This is a genomic window from Stenotrophomonas sp. 78350_Sma, assembly GCF_056482105.1.
Genome location: NZ_CM151182.1, coordinates 1,509,321 through 1,525,403, shown reverse-complemented (window position 1 = coordinate 1,525,403; position 16,083 = coordinate 1,509,321). Strand labels below are relative to the sequence as shown.

Annotated in this window: 13 protein-coding genes and 3 tRNA genes; 7 read left to right on the top strand and 9 right to left on the bottom strand. The window is 66.5% G+C overall.

The genetic code is table 11. The features are described from left to right. Positions 1-159: 159 nt before the first annotated feature. The 3 genes from rlmB to rnr form a co-directional block, all read right to left on the bottom strand. On the bottom strand, positions 160-903 hold the full coding sequence (rlmB, locus tag ACZK4H_RS06995; protein WP_005408775.1) for a 23S rRNA (guanosine(2251)-2'-O)-methyltransferase RlmB: 744 nt from the start codon (positions 901-903) through the stop codon (positions 160-162). Between the two features lie 91 nt (positions 904-994). Continuing rightward, positions 995-1,480 carry a GFA family protein gene (locus ACZK4H_RS06990; protein WP_099551089.1) on the bottom strand — a complete coding sequence of 162 codons (486 nt, stop codon included), beginning with the start codon at positions 1,478-1,480 and terminating at the stop codon, positions 995-997. A 130-nt stretch (positions 1,481-1,610) separates the two neighbouring features. After that, positions 1,611-4,070, bottom strand: a complete 2,460-nt coding sequence (rnr, locus tag ACZK4H_RS06985; protein WP_099551088.1) for a ribonuclease R — start codon at positions 4,068-4,070, stop codon at positions 1,611-1,613. A gap of 128 nt (positions 4,071-4,198) precedes the next feature. Here rnr and ACZK4H_RS06980 point away from each other — a divergent pair. Continuing rightward, positions 4,199-4,283 (top strand) — tRNA-Leu (locus tag ACZK4H_RS06980). A gap of 205 nt (positions 4,284-4,488) precedes the next feature. Next, positions 4,489-4,573: transfer RNA gene (locus ACZK4H_RS06975), tRNA-Leu, on the top strand. A 56-nt stretch (positions 4,574-4,629) separates the two neighbouring features. Here the strand turns inward: ACZK4H_RS06975 and ACZK4H_RS06970 are convergent. Next, positions 4,630-5,376, bottom strand: a complete 747-nt coding sequence (locus tag ACZK4H_RS06970) for a sulfite exporter TauE/SafE family protein (protein WP_099551087.1) — start codon at positions 5,374-5,376, stop codon at positions 4,630-4,632. Between the two features lie 99 nt (positions 5,377-5,475). On the opposite strand from ACZK4H_RS06970, the gene ACZK4H_RS06965 reads away from it, so the two are divergent. The 3 genes from ACZK4H_RS06965 to ACZK4H_RS06955 all read left to right on the top strand — a co-directional run bounded on the left by ACZK4H_RS06965 (position 5,476) and on the right by ACZK4H_RS06955 (position 7,109). Further along, the gene (locus ACZK4H_RS06965) at positions 5,476-6,375 is read left to right on the top strand and encodes a LysR family transcriptional regulator (RefSeq protein WP_099551086.1); all 900 of its coding nucleotides are present in this window, start codon (positions 5,476-5,478) and stop codon (positions 6,373-6,375) included. Between the two features lie 50 nt (positions 6,376-6,425). Further along, a tRNA-Leu gene (locus tag ACZK4H_RS06960) sits at positions 6,426-6,510 on the top strand. A gap of 431 nt (positions 6,511-6,941) precedes the next feature. Then, positions 6,942-7,109 carry a hypothetical protein gene (locus tag ACZK4H_RS06955; protein ID WP_239503755.1) on the top strand — a complete coding sequence of 56 codons (168 nt, stop codon included), beginning with the start codon at positions 6,942-6,944 and terminating at the stop codon, positions 7,107-7,109. Positions 7,110-7,220: 111 nt separating this feature from the next. On the opposite strand, the gene emrB is transcribed toward ACZK4H_RS06955, so the two are convergent. Genes emrB through emrR form a run of 4 tightly spaced genes read right to left on the bottom strand, consistent with a single transcriptional unit; the run spans position 7,221 to position 11,938 of the window. Then, positions 7,221-8,807, bottom strand: coding sequence for a multidrug efflux MFS transporter permease subunit EmrB (gene emrB, locus ACZK4H_RS06950; RefSeq protein WP_099551084.1), 1,587 nt, complete (start codon positions 8,805-8,807; stop codon positions 7,221-7,223). A 7-nt stretch (positions 8,808-8,814) separates the two neighbouring features. Next, positions 8,815-9,993: a multidrug efflux MFS transporter periplasmic adaptor subunit EmrA gene (emrA, locus tag ACZK4H_RS06945; RefSeq protein ID WP_099551083.1), complete on the bottom strand. Its 1,179-nt coding sequence runs from the start codon at positions 9,991-9,993 to the stop codon at positions 8,815-8,817. Between the two features lie 11 nt (positions 9,994-10,004). After that, positions 10,005-11,498, bottom strand: coding sequence for a multidrug efflux transporter outer membrane subunit EmrC (gene emrC / locus ACZK4H_RS06940; RefSeq protein WP_099551082.1), 1,494 nt, complete (start codon positions 11,496-11,498; stop codon positions 10,005-10,007). Then, entirely contained in the window at positions 11,495-11,938 is a 444-nt protein-coding gene (gene emrR, locus ACZK4H_RS06935) for a multidrug efflux system transcriptional regulator EmrR (protein WP_099551081.1), read from the bottom strand. The genes emrC and emrR overlap by 4 nt, the downstream gene beginning before the upstream one ends. Positions 11,939-12,110: 172 nt before the next feature. Here emrR and ACZK4H_RS06930 point away from each other — a divergent pair, with 172 nt between their 5' ends. Continuing rightward, complete coding sequence (locus tag ACZK4H_RS06930) at positions 12,111-12,992, top strand: helix-turn-helix domain-containing protein (RefSeq protein WP_185959191.1); 882 nt, start codon at positions 12,111-12,113, stop codon at positions 12,990-12,992. A gap of 60 nt (positions 12,993-13,052) precedes the next feature. After that, complete coding sequence (gene parC, locus ACZK4H_RS06925; RefSeq protein WP_099551079.1) at positions 13,053-15,296, top strand: DNA topoisomerase IV subunit A; 2,244 nt, start codon at positions 13,053-13,055, stop codon at positions 15,294-15,296. 273 nt (positions 15,297-15,569) lie between these two features. Here parC and bfr read toward each other — a convergent pair whose 3' ends face one another. Then, positions 15,570-16,058: a bacterioferritin gene (gene bfr / locus ACZK4H_RS06920; protein ID WP_010486279.1), complete on the bottom strand. Its 489-nt coding sequence runs from the start codon at positions 16,056-16,058 to the stop codon at positions 15,570-15,572. Positions 16,059-16,083: the final 25 nt, after the last annotated feature.

The window sequence follows — 16,083 nt, the reverse complement described above, 5'->3', positions numbered from 1 at the left end:
TGATGCTTGGTGCCGGCCGTTGGTCGGCACGGGCCCTGATCCGGTTCTGCTCTGGTAGGTGTCGACCTTGGTCGACACGATCCTTCCGATCAAAAAAATGGGTCAGATCCCTTCTCCCGTAGGAGAGGGATCTGACCCCGATCACGTCGCGCCAGCCGATCAACCGCGCTGTCGCACGGCCTCGAACAGGCTGACGCCGGCGGCGACGGACACGTTCAGGCTCTCGATCTCGCCCGGCATCGGGATCTTGACCAGGCCATCGCAGTTTTCGCGGGTCAGACGGCGCAGGCCATCGGCCTCGCCACCCAGCACCAGCGCGATGTTGCCCTTCAGGTCCAGCTGGTACAGCGAGGCGGTCGCTTCACCGGCCAGGCCATAGATCCAGACGCCCTGCTTCTGCAGGTCCTTCAGGCAGCGCGACAGGTTGGTCACTGCCACCACCGGGATCAGATCGGCGGCACCGGCCGAGGTCTTGCGCACGGTGGCATTGACCGTGGCCGACTTGTCCTTGGGAATGATCACTGCGGTCGCACCGGCCGCAGCGGCCGAGCGCAGGCAGGCGCCGAGGTTGTGCGGGTCCTGTACCTCATCCAGCACCAGCAGCAGGGCCTTGCCCTCGGCTGCAGTGACCAGGCCTTCCAGCTCGTTCTCGCTGTAGGTACGGGCGGCGGCATAGCGCGCGGCCACGCCCTGGTGGCGCACCGAACCGCCCACGCCATCCAGCGCCTGGCTGTTCACCTTGCGCACGTCAATGCCCTTGCGGCGGGCGTTTTCCTCGATCTCGGTCAGGCGCGGGTTCTTCGCACCGGCCTCGACCAGCACTTCGCGGACGTTCTCGGCGTCGTTCTCGATGGAGGAGGCGACGGCGTTGACGCCGACGATCCACTGGCTGTTCTTGCTCATGCGGGCGGGGACCGGAAAGGGGGTGGCTATGGTAGAGCATCGGCGGGCCGGGTGCTGCGGCAGCCCAACGGCCGCCGGGCATGGCCCGGCGCTACCCGCGCGTGCGCGGCGGCCAGTGCGGGGTGTCGTGGTCGGGGTGCTGGTGGGACACGATCGTGGCCAGGAAGTCCAGGGCCGCGATGTCCTCCTCGGTACGACGGGCCGGCAGGCTGGACAGCGTATCGACGAAAGGCAGCTTGCGCTCGACTCCGTACTGGATCGTCGGCGGCAGCCGCTCGGGTTCGTCAAAGGCACCGGCGGCCACCGCCACGCCGTCCGGGGCCTCGTAGGTCAGCGGCGTACCGCAGTCGGCGCAGAAGCCCCGGCGTACCACGTTGGACGACTGGAAATAGCGCGGCTGGCCGCGTGTCCAGCTGAACTGCACGCCGCGCACCGAGACCAGCGGAGCGTAGTAGGCACCGAAGGCTTTCTGGCACATCCGGCAGTGGCAGATCGAACTGTCGGTGAGCGCGCCGCGCGCCTGGAAGCGGATCGCGCCGCACTGGCAGCCGCCGCTGTATTCGGGTTGGCCCTGCATTGCTGCTTTCCTCCGGAAGATCGTGTCGACCAAGGTCGACACCTACCTGATGAGCGGTGCCGATACGGTGGGTGCCAACCTTGGTTGGCACACCGCGAATGTTCAGCCGAGCATGGCTCGGCCCTACCGATCAATACTGCTTCTTGGTGCGCTTGGCCGGCTTGCCACGCTCGGGCAGCGGCGGCAGGTCATCGCCTTCGTCCTCGCCCTTGTGTTCGACCAGGCGGAAGTCGATCTTGCGCTCTTCCATGCTGGCCTTCAGCACCAGGATGCGCACGCGGTCGCCCAGCCGGTAGCTGCTGCCACGGCGTTCGCCGGTCAGCGTCTTGCGGGTGGCGTCGAACTTGTAATAGTCCTGCGGCAGCTGGGTCACGTGCACCAGGCCCTGCACCTTCGACTCGTCCAGTTCGACGAACAGGCCGAAGCTGGTCACGCCGCTGATCACGCCGTCGAACTGCCCGCCCACGTGCTTTTCCATCCACGCGGCGCGGTAGCGCTCGTCCACCTCGCGCTCGGCCTCGTCGGCCCGACGCTCGCGCTCGGAACACTGCAGCGCCAGCGCAGCCATTTCGCGGGCGTTGTAGGTGAACTTGTCCAGCGGCTTGCCGGACAGCGCGTGCTTGATCGCGCGGTGCACCAGCAGGTCGGGATAGCGGCGGATCGGCGAGGTGAAGTGCGCGTACGCCTCCAGTGCCAGGCCGAAGTGACCGTGGTTTTCCGGGCTGTAGATCGCCAGGCTCTGGCTGCGCAGCAGCACCGATTCCAGCAGCGTGGCATCGGGGCGGTCACGGATCTTCTTCAACAGCTTGGTGTAATCGCCCGGGCGCACCTTCGACCACGGCGGCAGGCTCAGCTTGAACTCCTTGAGGAATTCCAGCAGGTCGGCGTACTTGGTTTCCGGCGGCTTCTCGTGGATGCGGTACGGGGCCGGCACGTGGCGCGACAGCAGGTACTTCGCCGCCTCGACGTTGGCCGCGATCATGCATTCCTCGATCAGCTTGTGCGCATCGTTGCGCACCAGCATGCCGGCCTGGGTGACTTCACCGCGGTTGTCCAGCACGAAGCGCACTTCGCTGCTTTCGAACTCGATGGCACCCCGCTTGGCGCGTGCCTTGGACAGCACCTTGTACAGCTGGTGCAGGCGCTGCACCTGCGGCAGCAGGTCACCCATCCAGGCCTTGGTATCGGCATCGTCCTCGCCCACCGCCTTCCACACCTGGGTGTAGGTCAAGCGCGCGTGCGAGTTCATCACCGCTTCGTAGAAGCGCGAATGCGTGACCAGGCCGTCGCGGTCGATCTGCATGTCGCAGACGAAGCACATGCGGTCGACCTTCGGCATCAGCGAGCAGATGCCGTTGGACAGCGTCTCCGGCAGCATCGGCACCACGAAGCCCGGGAAGTACACCGAGGTGGCGCGCTTCTGTGCTTCCTCGTCCAGCGGCGTGCCCGGACGAACGTAGTTGGAGACATCGGCAATCGCCACCACCAGGCGGAAACCATCGGCATTCGGCTCGCAGTACACCGCGTCGTCGAAGTCCTTGGCATCCTCGCCATCGATGGTGACCAACGGCGTGCTGCGCAGGTCGACGCGGCCGCCGATCATCGCCGGCTCGACCACCAGCGGCACCGAGGCGGCTTCGTCCAGCACCTCCTGCGGGAACTCGAACGGCAGCTCGTGGCCATGGATGGCGGTCTCCACCACCAGCGAGGCGGTCAGCTTGTCGCCGAGCACGGCGATGATGCGGCCGATCGGCGGGCGGCGGCTGTCCGGCGCCTGGGTCAGCTCGCAGACCACCAGCTGGCCGTCACGCGCGCCGCCGGTCTGGTCTGGCGGCACCTGCACGTTGCGCTGCACGCGCTTGTCGTCGGGCACCACGTAATTGATGCCCATCTCGATGCTGAAGCGACCGATCAGGCGGGTCATGCCGCGTTCGAGCACGCGGGCGATGCTGCCTTCGCGACGGCCACGGTGGTCGATGCCAGTCACGCGGGCCAGCACCTTGTCGCCGTGCATCACCTTGCGCATTTCATACGGCGGCAGGAACAGATCGTCGCCACCCTCGACCGGGCGCAGGAAGCCGAACCCTTCCGGGTTGGCGATCACCACGCCGGTCACCAGGTTCAGGGTCTGGATCGGGGCGAAGCCGCCACGGCGGTTCTGCACCAGCTGGCCATCACGGACCATGGCGCCGAGCCGGCGCGACAGCGCCTCGGCACGGTCCGGTGCGGTCAGTCCCAGGCGTGCGCCCAGTTCCTCGGCGGTCTGCGGCCCTTCGCAGCGCTCCAGCAGGGCCAGGATGGCCTCGCGGCTGGCGATGGGTTGTTCGTATTTCTCCGCTTCGCGCGCGGCGTAGGGATCGTCGATCACCTTGCCGGTCGGCGGCAGCTTGCGGCCCGGGGCCGGGCCCGGTGCGTCGCTACTGCGGACCTTGCGGCCACGCGGTGGTGCGCCGCCTTCATTCAATTCAGGGAACCAGCCCGGCAACGGCTTGCCCGGCTTGGTGGCGCGGGCTGTGCCCGCCTTGGCGCCCTTCTTCGGGGCCTGGCTGCGGGAGGTGCTCCCGCCCTTGCTTGGTTTTTTGGTAGTCATCGCCCTACATGGTAGCCGTTGACGGCGTGCAGAACGGGTCAGCACTCGCCCTGGAGGCGTTGGATCAAATAAATTCAGGAAGTCGTTGACAGTCCCCGGATTCATCTTCACAATTGCGCCTCTGGAACGCCCAGGTGGCGGAATTGGTAGACGCACTAGTTTCAGGTACTAGCGGGTAAAACCGTGGAGGTTCGAGTCCTCTCCTGGGCACCAACGAAAAAACTCCTCGCTTCGGCGGGGATTTTTTTTGCCTGTAATCCAGCAATGGGGTCGGATCTCTTTCCAAAGGAAAGGGCCCTGACCCCAAGCAGGTTGGATGGGGTCGGAGCCCGTTCCGCACGCGAAACGGAATCAGACCCCGGATCCAGAAAAAGTGTTGACACCTCCATAACAACACCCCATAATCTCGCTCCTCGACGCCCAGGTGGCGGAATTGGTAGACGCACTAGTTTCAGGTACTAGCGGGTAAAACCGTGGAGGTTCGAGTCCTCTCCTGGGCACCACGTCGAGAATGAGAAAAGCCCGCGAAAGCGGGTTTTTTCATGGCCGGAATCCAGCATCAGAACAGCGGCCGCAGCACCAGCTCCAGCCCAAGCAGCAGCAGGAACCCAAGGAAACAGGCGCGGAACACCCGCGCACTGATCCGCTGCCGGATCACCTGCCCCAGCCACATGCCCAGCAATGCCGGCAGCACCGCCAGCGCACTCAGCCCCAGCTGCTGGATGCCGAATGCGCCGTGCAGCACCAGGCCGGTGGTCAGCGAGATCGTCGACACGGTGAACGCCAGCCCGAGCGCCTGCACCAGCTCTTCGCGCTGCAACCCCAGTGACTGCAGGTACGGCACCGCCGGCATCACGAACACGCCGGTGGCGCCGGTCACCACGCCCGACAACGCGCCCACCAGCGGCCCCAGCCAACGCTCGCGCCGCTGCGGCACGCGGAACACCGGCGCAAGCAGGGCATAGGCCGCATAGACCACCAGCGCTACGCCCAGTGCAACGCGCGACCAGGTGCGATCCACCCGTACCAGCAGCGCGGCCGAACCCAGCGTCACCACCACCACCGCCAGCATCATCGGCCACAGGCGCCGCACGATGTGGCCCAGCGATGGCCCGGACAACAGCTGCCATGCATTGGTGACAAAGGTCGGGATGAACAGCATCGATGCCGCCGCCACCGGCGACAGCGTACTGCCGAGCAACCCCATCGCCACGGTCGGCAGGCCCATGCCGGTCACGCCCTTGACCACGCCGGCCAGCACGAACACCACTACCAGCAGCACGTAGAAGTACATCGATTCATTCATGCCTTCATTGGATCGACCGACCACCCGGCGCACAATGCGGTCTTCCCGGCCACGCCTTCGGCTGATCCGAAGGCTCAGGCGTTGCAATGAGGGCATCACATGCGGATGGATATCGCCGACCTGCGCCTGTTCCTGGCCATTGCCGAAGCCGGCAGCATCACGGCCGGCGCGGCCCAGGCGAACCTGGCACTGGCTTCGGCCAGCGAACGCCTGCGCACGATCGAAGCCGACGCCGGCAGCGCGTTGTTGAACCGGCATCCGCGCGGCGTCAGCCTGACCGAAGCCGGTGCCGCCCTCGCCCACCATGCACGCCTGATCCTGCAGCAGCAGGCACAGCTGCGCGGTGAACTGCAGGCGTTCGCACACGGTGCGCGCGGCACCCTGCATCTGTATGCCAACACCGCAGCGCTGACCAACTACCTGCCCTCGCGGCTCGCGCCATGGCTGGCCGAACGCCCGCGCCTGCACGTGGAACTGCTGGAGCGCACCAGCCCTGAAGTCGTGCGTGTGATCAGTGCTGGCCAGGCCGAGGCCGGCATCATCAGCGATGCCGTCGACGCTGCCGGCCTGCAGCAGCATGTGGTCGCCGAAGATCCGCTGGTGATGCTGCTGCCCGCAGACCACCGCTTCGCATCGCGGCGCAGCGTGGCCTTCACCGATGTTGCCGGCGAGACCTTCGTTGCCCTGGCCGATGGCAATGCACTGCAGACCTACATCGAAGACCAGGCGCGCGACATCGGGCGTCGCCTGGACGTGCGCATCCGCATGAAGACCTTCGAGGGAGTCTGCATCATGGTCGGCCACGGCATTGGTGTCGGCATCGTGCCGCGTACCATTGCGCGCCAGCATCGACGCAGTACGCGTACCGTTGCGGTGCCGCTTGCAGATGCGTGGGCACAACGCCGCCTGTGCGCCTGTTTCGCCGAGTGGGCACAGCTGTCACCGGCGATGCGCAGCCTGCTGCATCACCTGGGCGTGCAGCCGCAGAAAAAAGTGTGAAATGTTGTTGACACACTCTCTGCCGTACCGCACAATTCATCTCCTGAGTCGCCCAGGTGGCGGAATTGGTAGACGCACTAGTTTCAGGTACTAGCGGGTAAAACCGTGGAGGTTCGAGTCCTCTCCTGGGCACCACGACTCAAGATGATCAAACCCGCGAAAGCGGGTTTTTTCGTTTCCGGTGTTCGGCGAACCTGGCATCGCATCTACCGCTCGGACTGTCGTATCTCGCACCACCCGGGAGTCGCCTGCTGGTGCATACATCCTCTCAGCGCGTCGTTACCCGACCTTGAACGGCCCCCTTTTGGGCCGCACTTCACGTTACCCGTTCAATTCGTACTTTTCCTAGTCGAGATCCACCCGATTTCTTTTCGGTGGGAGGCAGATTTACGGGAGCCGGTTGCAGGTGTATCGCCACGACCTGACCAGCGCCCCCTTCCCCCAAGGACGCACCAATGCAGCGCAGCATCATCTGCCCTCACTGTCATACCGTCTCGAACCACGGCGTACGCGTATGCGTGGGATGCCAGGCCGAGGCCCACTACGGCGCATCGAAGGAGGCCGTAATGCTTGTCGTTGTCGCCGCCATCATCTGCGGCGCACTGGTCGGCAGCCGATTGCAGGCCACTGCCGGCTGGGTCACATGCGGCGCCGTACTTGTGGCGGGAATGTGGGCCATTTCCCGATTGTTCTGCGACCGGGTGGTGTTCAAACGCGTCTATCGCACACGCTGAGCCTGCGCCGTTGCACTACCCCATCGACATGGCCCGTACGACCCGCGTTGCACAAACAAAAACCCCGCCTTGCGGCGGGGTCAAAATACAGCACGTGTTTCCAGGGAGTTTTCAGTGCCCGCCACCGGCGGCCGCACCTGCGCCTGCGCCGAACGGCGGCTTGGCCAGCCACAGGAACGCGATGATCGCCAGGAAGATCCAGCCCAGCAGGAAGAAGATGTCGTTGAAGCCCATCTGCGATGCCTGGTGGTTGATCATGTTGTTCAGTACCGCCGCGCCATGTTGCAGGTCGCCCTGCCCCATCGCCGTCACCTGGTCCTGCATGCCCGGCTGATAGGCCGAGATGTGCTCGGTCAGGTCGGCATGGTGCACCTGGGTACGCCGCGCCCACAGCCACGTTGTCAGCGACGCCGCGAAACTGCCGCCCAGCGTACGCAGGAAGGTGGCCAGGCCGGAGCCCGCCGCGATCTCGCGCCCATCCAGGTCCGACAGCAGGATCTGCAGCACCGGCATGAAGAACAGCGCGACGCCGATGCCCATGATCAGCTGTACGCCCGCTACATGGGTGTAGTCCACCTGCAGGTTGAAGTTCGAACGCAGGAAGCTGGTCATCGACAACACGATGAACGCAATCGTAGCCAGCATCCGCATATCGAAGCGCGAGGCGTACTTGCCCACGAACGGGGTCATGATCACCGGCAGGATGCCGATCGGCGCCGTCGCCAGGCCCGCCCAGATCGCGGTGTAGCCCATGTCACGCTGCAGCCACTGCGGAATCAGCAGGGCCACGCTGAAGAACGCCGCGTAGGCCACCACCATCGCCAACGTACCGGCGCGGAAGTTGCGGTGCCGGAACAGCTTCAGGTCGACGATCGGATCCTTGTCGGTCAGCTCCCAGATCAGGAACACCGTCAGCGTCACCACCGCCACGCAGGCCAGCACCACGATCTTCATCGACGAGAACCAGTCCTCGTCGTTGCCCAGGTCGAGCACCAGCTGCAGCGCACCGACACCGATCACAAGGGTGACCAGGCCGACGTAGTCCATCTTCGGCTTCTCGATGTGCTCCGGGCGCCCCTTCAACTGGTTGCCTACCACCAGCGCGGCAAAGATGCCCAGCGGCACGTTGATCAGGAAGATCCATTCCCAGCTGTAGTTGTCGGTGATCCAGCCACCGAGGATCGGGCCGCAGATCGGCGCCACCACCGTGATCATCGCCAGCAGCGCCAAGGCCTGCCCACGTTTCTCGCGTGGATAGATCGAGACCAGCAGCGACTGCGTGATCGGGTACATCGGGCCGGCCACGAAGCCCTGCAGCGCACGCGACAGCACCAGCATGCCCATGCTCTGTGCCAGGCCGCACAGCAGCGAAGTGATGACGAAGGCCAGCGTGGCCCAGACGAACAGCTTGCGTTCGCCGAAACGGCGGCTGAGCCAGCCGGTCAGCGGCAGCGCGATGGCCGTGCTGACCGCGAACGAGGTGATGACCCAGGTCGCCTGCTGCGAACTGGCACCGAGGTTACCGGCGATGGTCGGCAGCGAGACGTTGGCGATGGTGGTGTCGAGCACCTGCATGAACGACGCCATCGCCAGGCCGACGGTGCACAGGGCGACGCTGGGCGGCAGGAACCCGGAGGCCGCACCCGGCGCCGCCGGTGCGCCCGGAGCGCCGGGCGCGGCTGGAGCTTGTGCGGACATGGCGACCTCAGCCCACCTTCGCCTGCTGCGGCAGGTTGCCCTGGATGATCGTATGGATCACCTCATCGGCATCATGCAGCTGCTTGGCATACACGTCGGTGTCGAACACCGTGCCCTTGGCCGGCGTGCTCGGCAGCACTTCGCCCTTCTGGTCGCGCAGGCTCACTTCAGCCTTCATCGACAGGCCGATGCGCAGCGGGTGTTCGGCCAGCTGCTTGGCATCGATGGCGATGCGCACCGGCACGCGCTGCACGATCTTGATCCAGTTGCCGCTGGCGTTCTGCGCCGGCAGCAGCGAGAACGCCGAGCCGGTGCCCAGGCCCAGGCTCTGGATGCGGCCCTTGTACTTCACGTCGCCGGCGTACAGATCCGACTTCAGCTCCACTTCCTGGCCCAGGCGCATGTGGCGCAGCTGGGTTTCCTTGAAGTTGGCCTCGACCCACATCTGCTCGGTCGGCACCACCGCCATCAGGGCATTGCCCGGCTGCACGCGCTGGCCGACCTGCACCGAACGACGGGCAACGTAGCCGGTCACCGGCGCGACGATGCCGGCGCGGGCGTTGTTGAGGAAGGCCTGGCGCAGCTGCGCGGCGGCGGCCTGCACGTCCGGCTGGGTGGCGATCACGGTGTCGTCGACCAGCGCGCGGTTGCGCTCGACGGTCTCGCGCGAACCGGCCACGGCGGCTTCGGCAGCGGCCAGCTCGTCACGGGCATGGGCCAGTTCTTCATTGGAGATGGCACCGGTGGCGGCCAGGTCCTTGCGACGGGCGAAATCTTCGCGCACGCGCTTCAGGGTCACCTGGCGGGCGTTCAAGTCCGCCTGCGCGCCCTCCACGCTGCGGTACAGGCCACGGGTCTGGCGCACGGTCTTGGCCAGGTTGGCTTCGGCCTGCTGCAGTGCCACCGAGGTGTCGGACGGATCCAGCTGTACCAGCAGCTGGCCGCGCTCCACGCGCATGCCGTCATCGGCGTTGATGGCGACCACGGTACCGGCCACCAGCGGGGTGATCTGCACCTGGTTGCCCTGCACGTAGGCGTCGTCGGTCTCTTCGAACCAACGGCCGAACATGAAGTACCACAGCGCCAGTGCTGCAAGCAGCAGCACGACGATCACGAACAGGCCGCGCAGCAGGTTGCCGCGGCGGTTGGGGGCGGCCGGGGCCGCGGTGTCTTGGGTCTGGCTCATGGCAGGCGTCTTCAGGAATGCGAGGAATTGGAATGGGAGGCGATCGGTGCGAGGTCGGCTTCAGCGGGCTGGAAACCACCGCCCAGCGCCTTGCTCAGGCGCACCGAGGACTGCACCTGCTGCGACTGCAGCCCGGCCAGCTGCTGCTGCGACTGCAGCAGGGTGGACTGCGCGGTCAGCACGTCCAGGTAGCTGCCGATGCCGGCGCGGTAGCGCTGCTGGGCCAGATCGAAGGCCGAGCGCGCGGTGTCCACCGCCTGCTGCTGCGAGTGCGCCTGCTGCGCCAGCGAACGCACTGCATTGACCTGGTCGGCAACGTCGCGCAATGCGTCGAGCACGGCCTGGTTGTAGTTGGCCACCGCCAGGTCGTACTGCGCATCGGTGTTGGCCAGGTTGGCGCGCAGCTTGCCCCCCTCGAAGATCGGCAGGCTCAGCGCCGGGCCGATGTAGGCGAAGGTGGAGCTGCTCTTCAGCAGGTCGCCCACGTTCGGGGCGACCACGCCGGCCAGCGCGGTCAGGTTGAAGCTCGGGTAGAACTTGGTCTTCGCAACCTTGATCTGCTTGTCGGCCGCTTCCACGCGCCAGCGTGCGGCGACGATGTCGGGGCGACGACCCAGCAGTTCGCTGGGCAACACGCCCGGCAGTTGCAGGGCCATCGGATTCAGCGGCTGCGGGCGCTGGATCGACAGGCCGCGGTCCGGCCCCTTGCCGACCAGCGCGGCCAGCGCGGTGCGGGCGGCATCGATGCGCTGCTGCGCGGCCTGCACCTGCTGCTGCGCGGCGGGCACGCGGGCCTCGGCCTGGCGCACCTGCAGATCACTGTCGATACCGGCGCTGCGACGCTGGCGGGTCAGTTCCAGCGACTTCTGCGAACGGGCCAGCTCTTCCTCGGCCACGTCGTTGAGCTGCCACGCATAGGCCAGGTCGGCATAGGCCTGGGTGATGCCGGTGGACAGGTTCAGGCGTGCAGCCTGGGCTTCGACAGTGGCGGCATGGGCGCCGTCCACGGCCGCTTCCCAGGCAGCGCGCTTGCCACCCCACAGGTCCACGCCATAGCTGAAGTCGAAGGCGACCTGGCTGCTGCCGGCGTAGTGGCCACCCATCTCGCTGCCTGCCATCGACTCAGGCAGGCGCAGGCCGGTATAGCCACCGGACACCGACAGGCTCGGCAGTCGATCGGCACGCGCGGTACCCACCTGGGACTGGGCCTGGCGCAGGCGCGCATCGGCGGCGTCCAGGCTCGGGTGACCGGCCAGGCCTTCGGCAACCAGGGCGTCCAGCTGTGCATCGCCCAGCGCCTTCCACCAGTCCTGCGCCGGGAAGCCGGTGGCGCTCAGGTCGGTGTCGGCCAGGGTGCGTTCGCTGTGCAGGCTGTCCACGTCGAGCACGTGGCCCTGCGGGTTGAGGCCACGACTGCTGGCGCAGGCGGCCAGGGCCAGGGCCAGCGCTGACACCAGCAGCGCGCGCCCGGACCGGCGGAGAGTGGAATGCGGGATCGGGTTCATGGGGTCGTCAGGGAATCGCGGATTCGGGTAAGGAGGGACAGCAGCAGCGTGCGCTCGTCGGCGGAAAGATCACGCAGGGCGTAATCCATCACCGCGTCGCCGCGCAGCTTCAGCCGCGCCCACAGTGCGCGGCCTTCATCGGTCAGCACGATCTGCAGCGCACGCCGGTCCTGGGCATGCGGTTCGCGGCGGACGCAGCCCAGCGACTCCAGCTTGTCCAGCAGGCGGGTCACCGCACTGGGCACCTGGTCGATGGCCTGGGCCAGCTCGTTGGCCGTGCACGGGGCCATGTTGGAAAGCACCTTCAACCCGATGTAATGGGTGAAGCCGATACCCAGGTTTTCTTCAGCCATGGATGCGTCGAGTTGACGGACCAGGCCGTCGCGCACCTGGCGCAGCAGCAGGCCGAAGCTGGGGGGAGTGGTTGCAGGACAGATCATGGGGGAGCATTCTCTTCCAAAAAAAATATTTCTCAATGGAAATATTCGATCTGGCATCGAATGCTGTGTTGCAGCAGCGGGCTGGATCAATGAAGGCGCCTACCTTAATGATCTGGTCAGGTGGCCCGGTAGTACAATTCAGCCAATGGATGACACATTTCAGCCAGCGGATATGATGAACAAGGCAGAAATCCCCCCTTCCAAGCGGTTGTTGCGCGACGACGCGCTGGATTGGTTCGAGCGCAATGACGGGCCACCGGTTGTCGCTTTCCGCTTCGACAGCCCCTTGGGCCTGGTCCGTGAAGTGGACTGGCACCACCACCAGCGCGCGCAGCTGATCTGCGTCGAACGCGGCCTGCTGACCACCCGGACCTCGCACGGCACGTGGTCACTGGCGCCGGGCTCGGCCGGCTGGATGCCGCCGCTGGAGCCGCATACGGTCACCCTGGACGGCCCGCTGCGCGGCTGGGGCATGGCACTGGCCGCGCCAGCCTGCGCCACCCTGCCCGCCGATCCCTGCGTGCTGGGCCTGTCCAAGCTGGCGCAGGCGCTGGCCGACCGCATCTGCGAATGGCCGCTGGGCTATGACACCACGCCCGAGCGCCAGCACATCATCGAGGTGCTGCTGGATGAGATCCGCACCGCGCCGCGCCAGCGCATGCATCTGCCGATGCCGCATGACCGGCGCCTGCTGAAGATCGCCTCGCAGCTGCTGGCCGACCCGTCCGACGAGCGCAGCCTGGCCGAGTGGGCGCACTGGGCCGGGCTGTCGCCGCGCAGCCTGACCCGCCACTTCCGCGACGAGACCACGCTCAGCTTCGCCCAGTGGCGGCAGCAGGCCCGGCTGTCCGAAGCCCTGCGCCAGCTGACCGACGGCCGCAGCGTCGCCGACATCGCCCATGCACTGGGCTTCAGCAGCGCCAGCGCCTTCGTCACCGTGTTCCGCCGCCACTTCGGGCTGCCGCCGGGGCGCTACCTGGCGCGGGCCGGACATGGCCTGGAAACCGGGCTGGACCCTGCGCGCGGCTTGGCATCCCCCGCCGCATCCGGATAATCACAGGATTGCGAGCGGCGACCGCCGTCGCCGCCTCCCGACAACAGGTAACAACGCCGCATGACCGAACTTGCCCGCCCCGTGTTCCACGGATTCGAACAACTGCCGCTGCGCGAGTACGCCGAACGCGCCTACCTCGACTACTCGATGTACGTGGTCCTGGACCGCGCCCTGCCGTTCATCGGCGACGGCCTGAAGCCCGTGCAGCGCCGCATCATCTATTCGATGAGCGAGCTGGGCCTGAATGCCGCGTCCAAGCCGAAGAAGTCCGCGCGCACCGTCGGTGACGTCATCGGTAAGTACCACCCGCACGGCGACAGCGCGTGCTACGAGGCGCTGGTGCTGATGGCCCAGCCGTTCTCGTACCGCTACCCGCTGATCGAGGGCCAGGGCAACTTCGGCTCCAGCGACGACCCGAAGTCGTTCGCCGCGATGCGTTACACCGAATCCAAGCTGACCCCGATCGCCGAAGTGCTGCTGGGCGAGCTGGGCCAGGGCACCACCGACTGGGCACCGAACTTCGACGGCACCCTGCAGGAACCGACCTGGATGCCAGCGCGGCTGCCGCACCTGCTGCTGAACGGCACCACCGGCATCGCCGTTGGCATGGCCACCGACGTGCCGCCGCACAATCTCAACGAGATCGTCAGCGCTCTGCTGCACCTGCTGGACAACCCCGATGCCAGCGTGCGCGACCTGTGCGAGCACGTGCAGGGCCCGGACTACCCCTCCAGCGCCGAGATCATCACCGCCGCCAACGATCTGCGGAACATGTACGAGACCGGCAACGGCAGCGTGCGTGCGCGTGCGACCTTCACCAAGGAAGCCAACAACATCGTGGTAACGGCGCTGCCGTTCCAGGTGTCGCCGTCGAAGGTGATCGAGCAGATCGCCGCGCAGATGCGCGCCAAGAAGCTGCCGTGGCTGGAGGACATCCGCGATGAGTCCGACCACGCCAACCCGGTGCGCGTGGTGCTGGTGCCGCGCTCCAACCGTGTCGACGCCGAACAGCTGATGGGCCACCTGTTCGCCACCACGGACATGGAGCGCAGCTACCGCGTCAACCTCAACGTGATCGGGCTGGACGGCCGTCCGCAGGTGAAGAACCTGAAGATGCTGCTCAGCGAATGGCTGACCTTCCGCAGCAACACCGTCACCCGCCGCCTGCAGCACCGCCTGCAGAAGGTCGAGCGCCGCCTGCACCTGTTGGAGGGCCTGCTGGTCGCCTTCCTCAACCTGGACGAGGTGATCCACATCATCCGTACCGAGGACGAACCGAAGGCCGCGCTGATCGCGCGCTTCGGCCTGTCCGACGACCAGGCCGAGTACATCCTGGAAACCAAGCTGAAGCAGCTGGCCCGCCTGGAGGAGATGAAGATCCGTGGCGAGCAGGACGAGCTGGCCAAGGAGCGCGAGAAGATCCTCGGCATCCTCGACAGCAAGGCCAAGCTGAAGAAGCTGATCCGCGACGAACTGACCGCCGACGCCAAGAAGTTCGGCGACGCACGCCGCTCGCCGCTGGTGCAGCGCCAGGCCGCGCAGGCCATCGACGAGACCGAGCTGGTGCCGAGCGAGCCGATGACCGTGGTGTTGTCCGAGAAGGGCTGGATCCGCGCGGCCAAGGGCCACGACGTCGATGCATCCGCGCTGTCCTACCGCGACGGTGATGCGCTGCAGGGCGCGGTGCGTGCGCGCAGCACCCAGCAGGTTGCGTTCCTCGACAGCGAGGGCCGCGCCTACTCCACGCCGGTGCACACCCTGCCCTCGGCGCGCGGCAACGGTGAACCGCTGACCGGCCGCTTCTCGCCGGCACCGGGCACCAGCTTCGTGACCCTGGCCAGTGCCGAGCCGGATGCCCGCTTCGTGCTGGCCTCCAGTCATGGCTATGGCTTCGTCACCCGCTTCGAGAACCTGATCGGTCGCAACAAGGCCGGCAAGGCGATGCTGAACCTGTCGTCCGGTTCCTCGGTGCTGACCCCGTCGGTGCTCGCCAACGTGGCCACCGACCGCATCGTGGCGGTGACCAGTTCGGGCAACCTGCTGGCGATTGCTGCCAACGACCTGCCGGAACTGGACAAGGGCAAGGGCAACAAGATCATCGAGATCCCGAAGGCCAAGCTCGCCACCGAACGCGTGGTCGCCATCGTGGCGATCAGCCCGGGGCAGACCCTGCAGGTACGCAGTGGCCAGCGCACCATGGGCCTGAAGTTCAATGAGCTGGACGCCTACCTCGGCGCCCGCGCCACCCGCGGCCACCTGCTGCCGCGCGGCTGGCAGAAGGTGGAAGGGTTGTCGGTGGAGTGAGGGCTGGGGGTCGGACCCCGTTCCAACGGAACGGGCTCCGACCCCGGACACGAAAAAGCCGGGGAATTCCCCGGCTTTTTCGTTGTCGGCTGGCGGGCGGTGGAGCAGCTGGCGGGCGAAGGCTGGCTGGCGGTGCTCCGGTGCTGGCGGGCGACAGAACGCTGTGCTTCATCTGGTAGCGCCGACCGCTGGTCGGCTGCCTTTTGAAGAGCAGCCGACCAGCGGTCGGCTCTACCGGGTGGTCGCCGGGAATTGCCCGGCACCCCCTGCGGCTCAGTGCGCCGGGGCGCCGTTGCCGTCGATCTTGCTCAGCTGGTACAGCTCCAGGCCGATGCGCTTGATCAGGCCCAGCTGCTGCTCCAGCCACCAGGCGTGGTCTTCCTCGGTGTCCTTCAGCTGCGCGAGCAGGATGTCGCGGCTCACGTAGTCGCCGTTCTCTTCGCACAGCTTCATGCCGGCGGCCAGATTGTTCCGAACGGCGTATTCAGTATCGAGATCCTTCTGCAGCATCTCTTCCACGGTCTTGCCGGGCTCGGTGGCATGCGGGCGCATGTCCGGGTCGCCGCCGAGGAACAGGATCCGGCGCAGCAGCGCATCGGCGTGCTGGGTTTCCTCTTCCATCTCGTGGTTCAGGCGTTCGTACAGCGCGAACAGGCCCTGGTCCTCGTAGCGGCGGGAATGGATGAAGTACTGGTCGCGGGCAGCGAGCTCGCCGCGCAGCAGTTCCTTCAGGCAGGCGATGACGTCCGGGTTGCCTTTCATGGGGGGGCTCCTGTGAATCGATGTG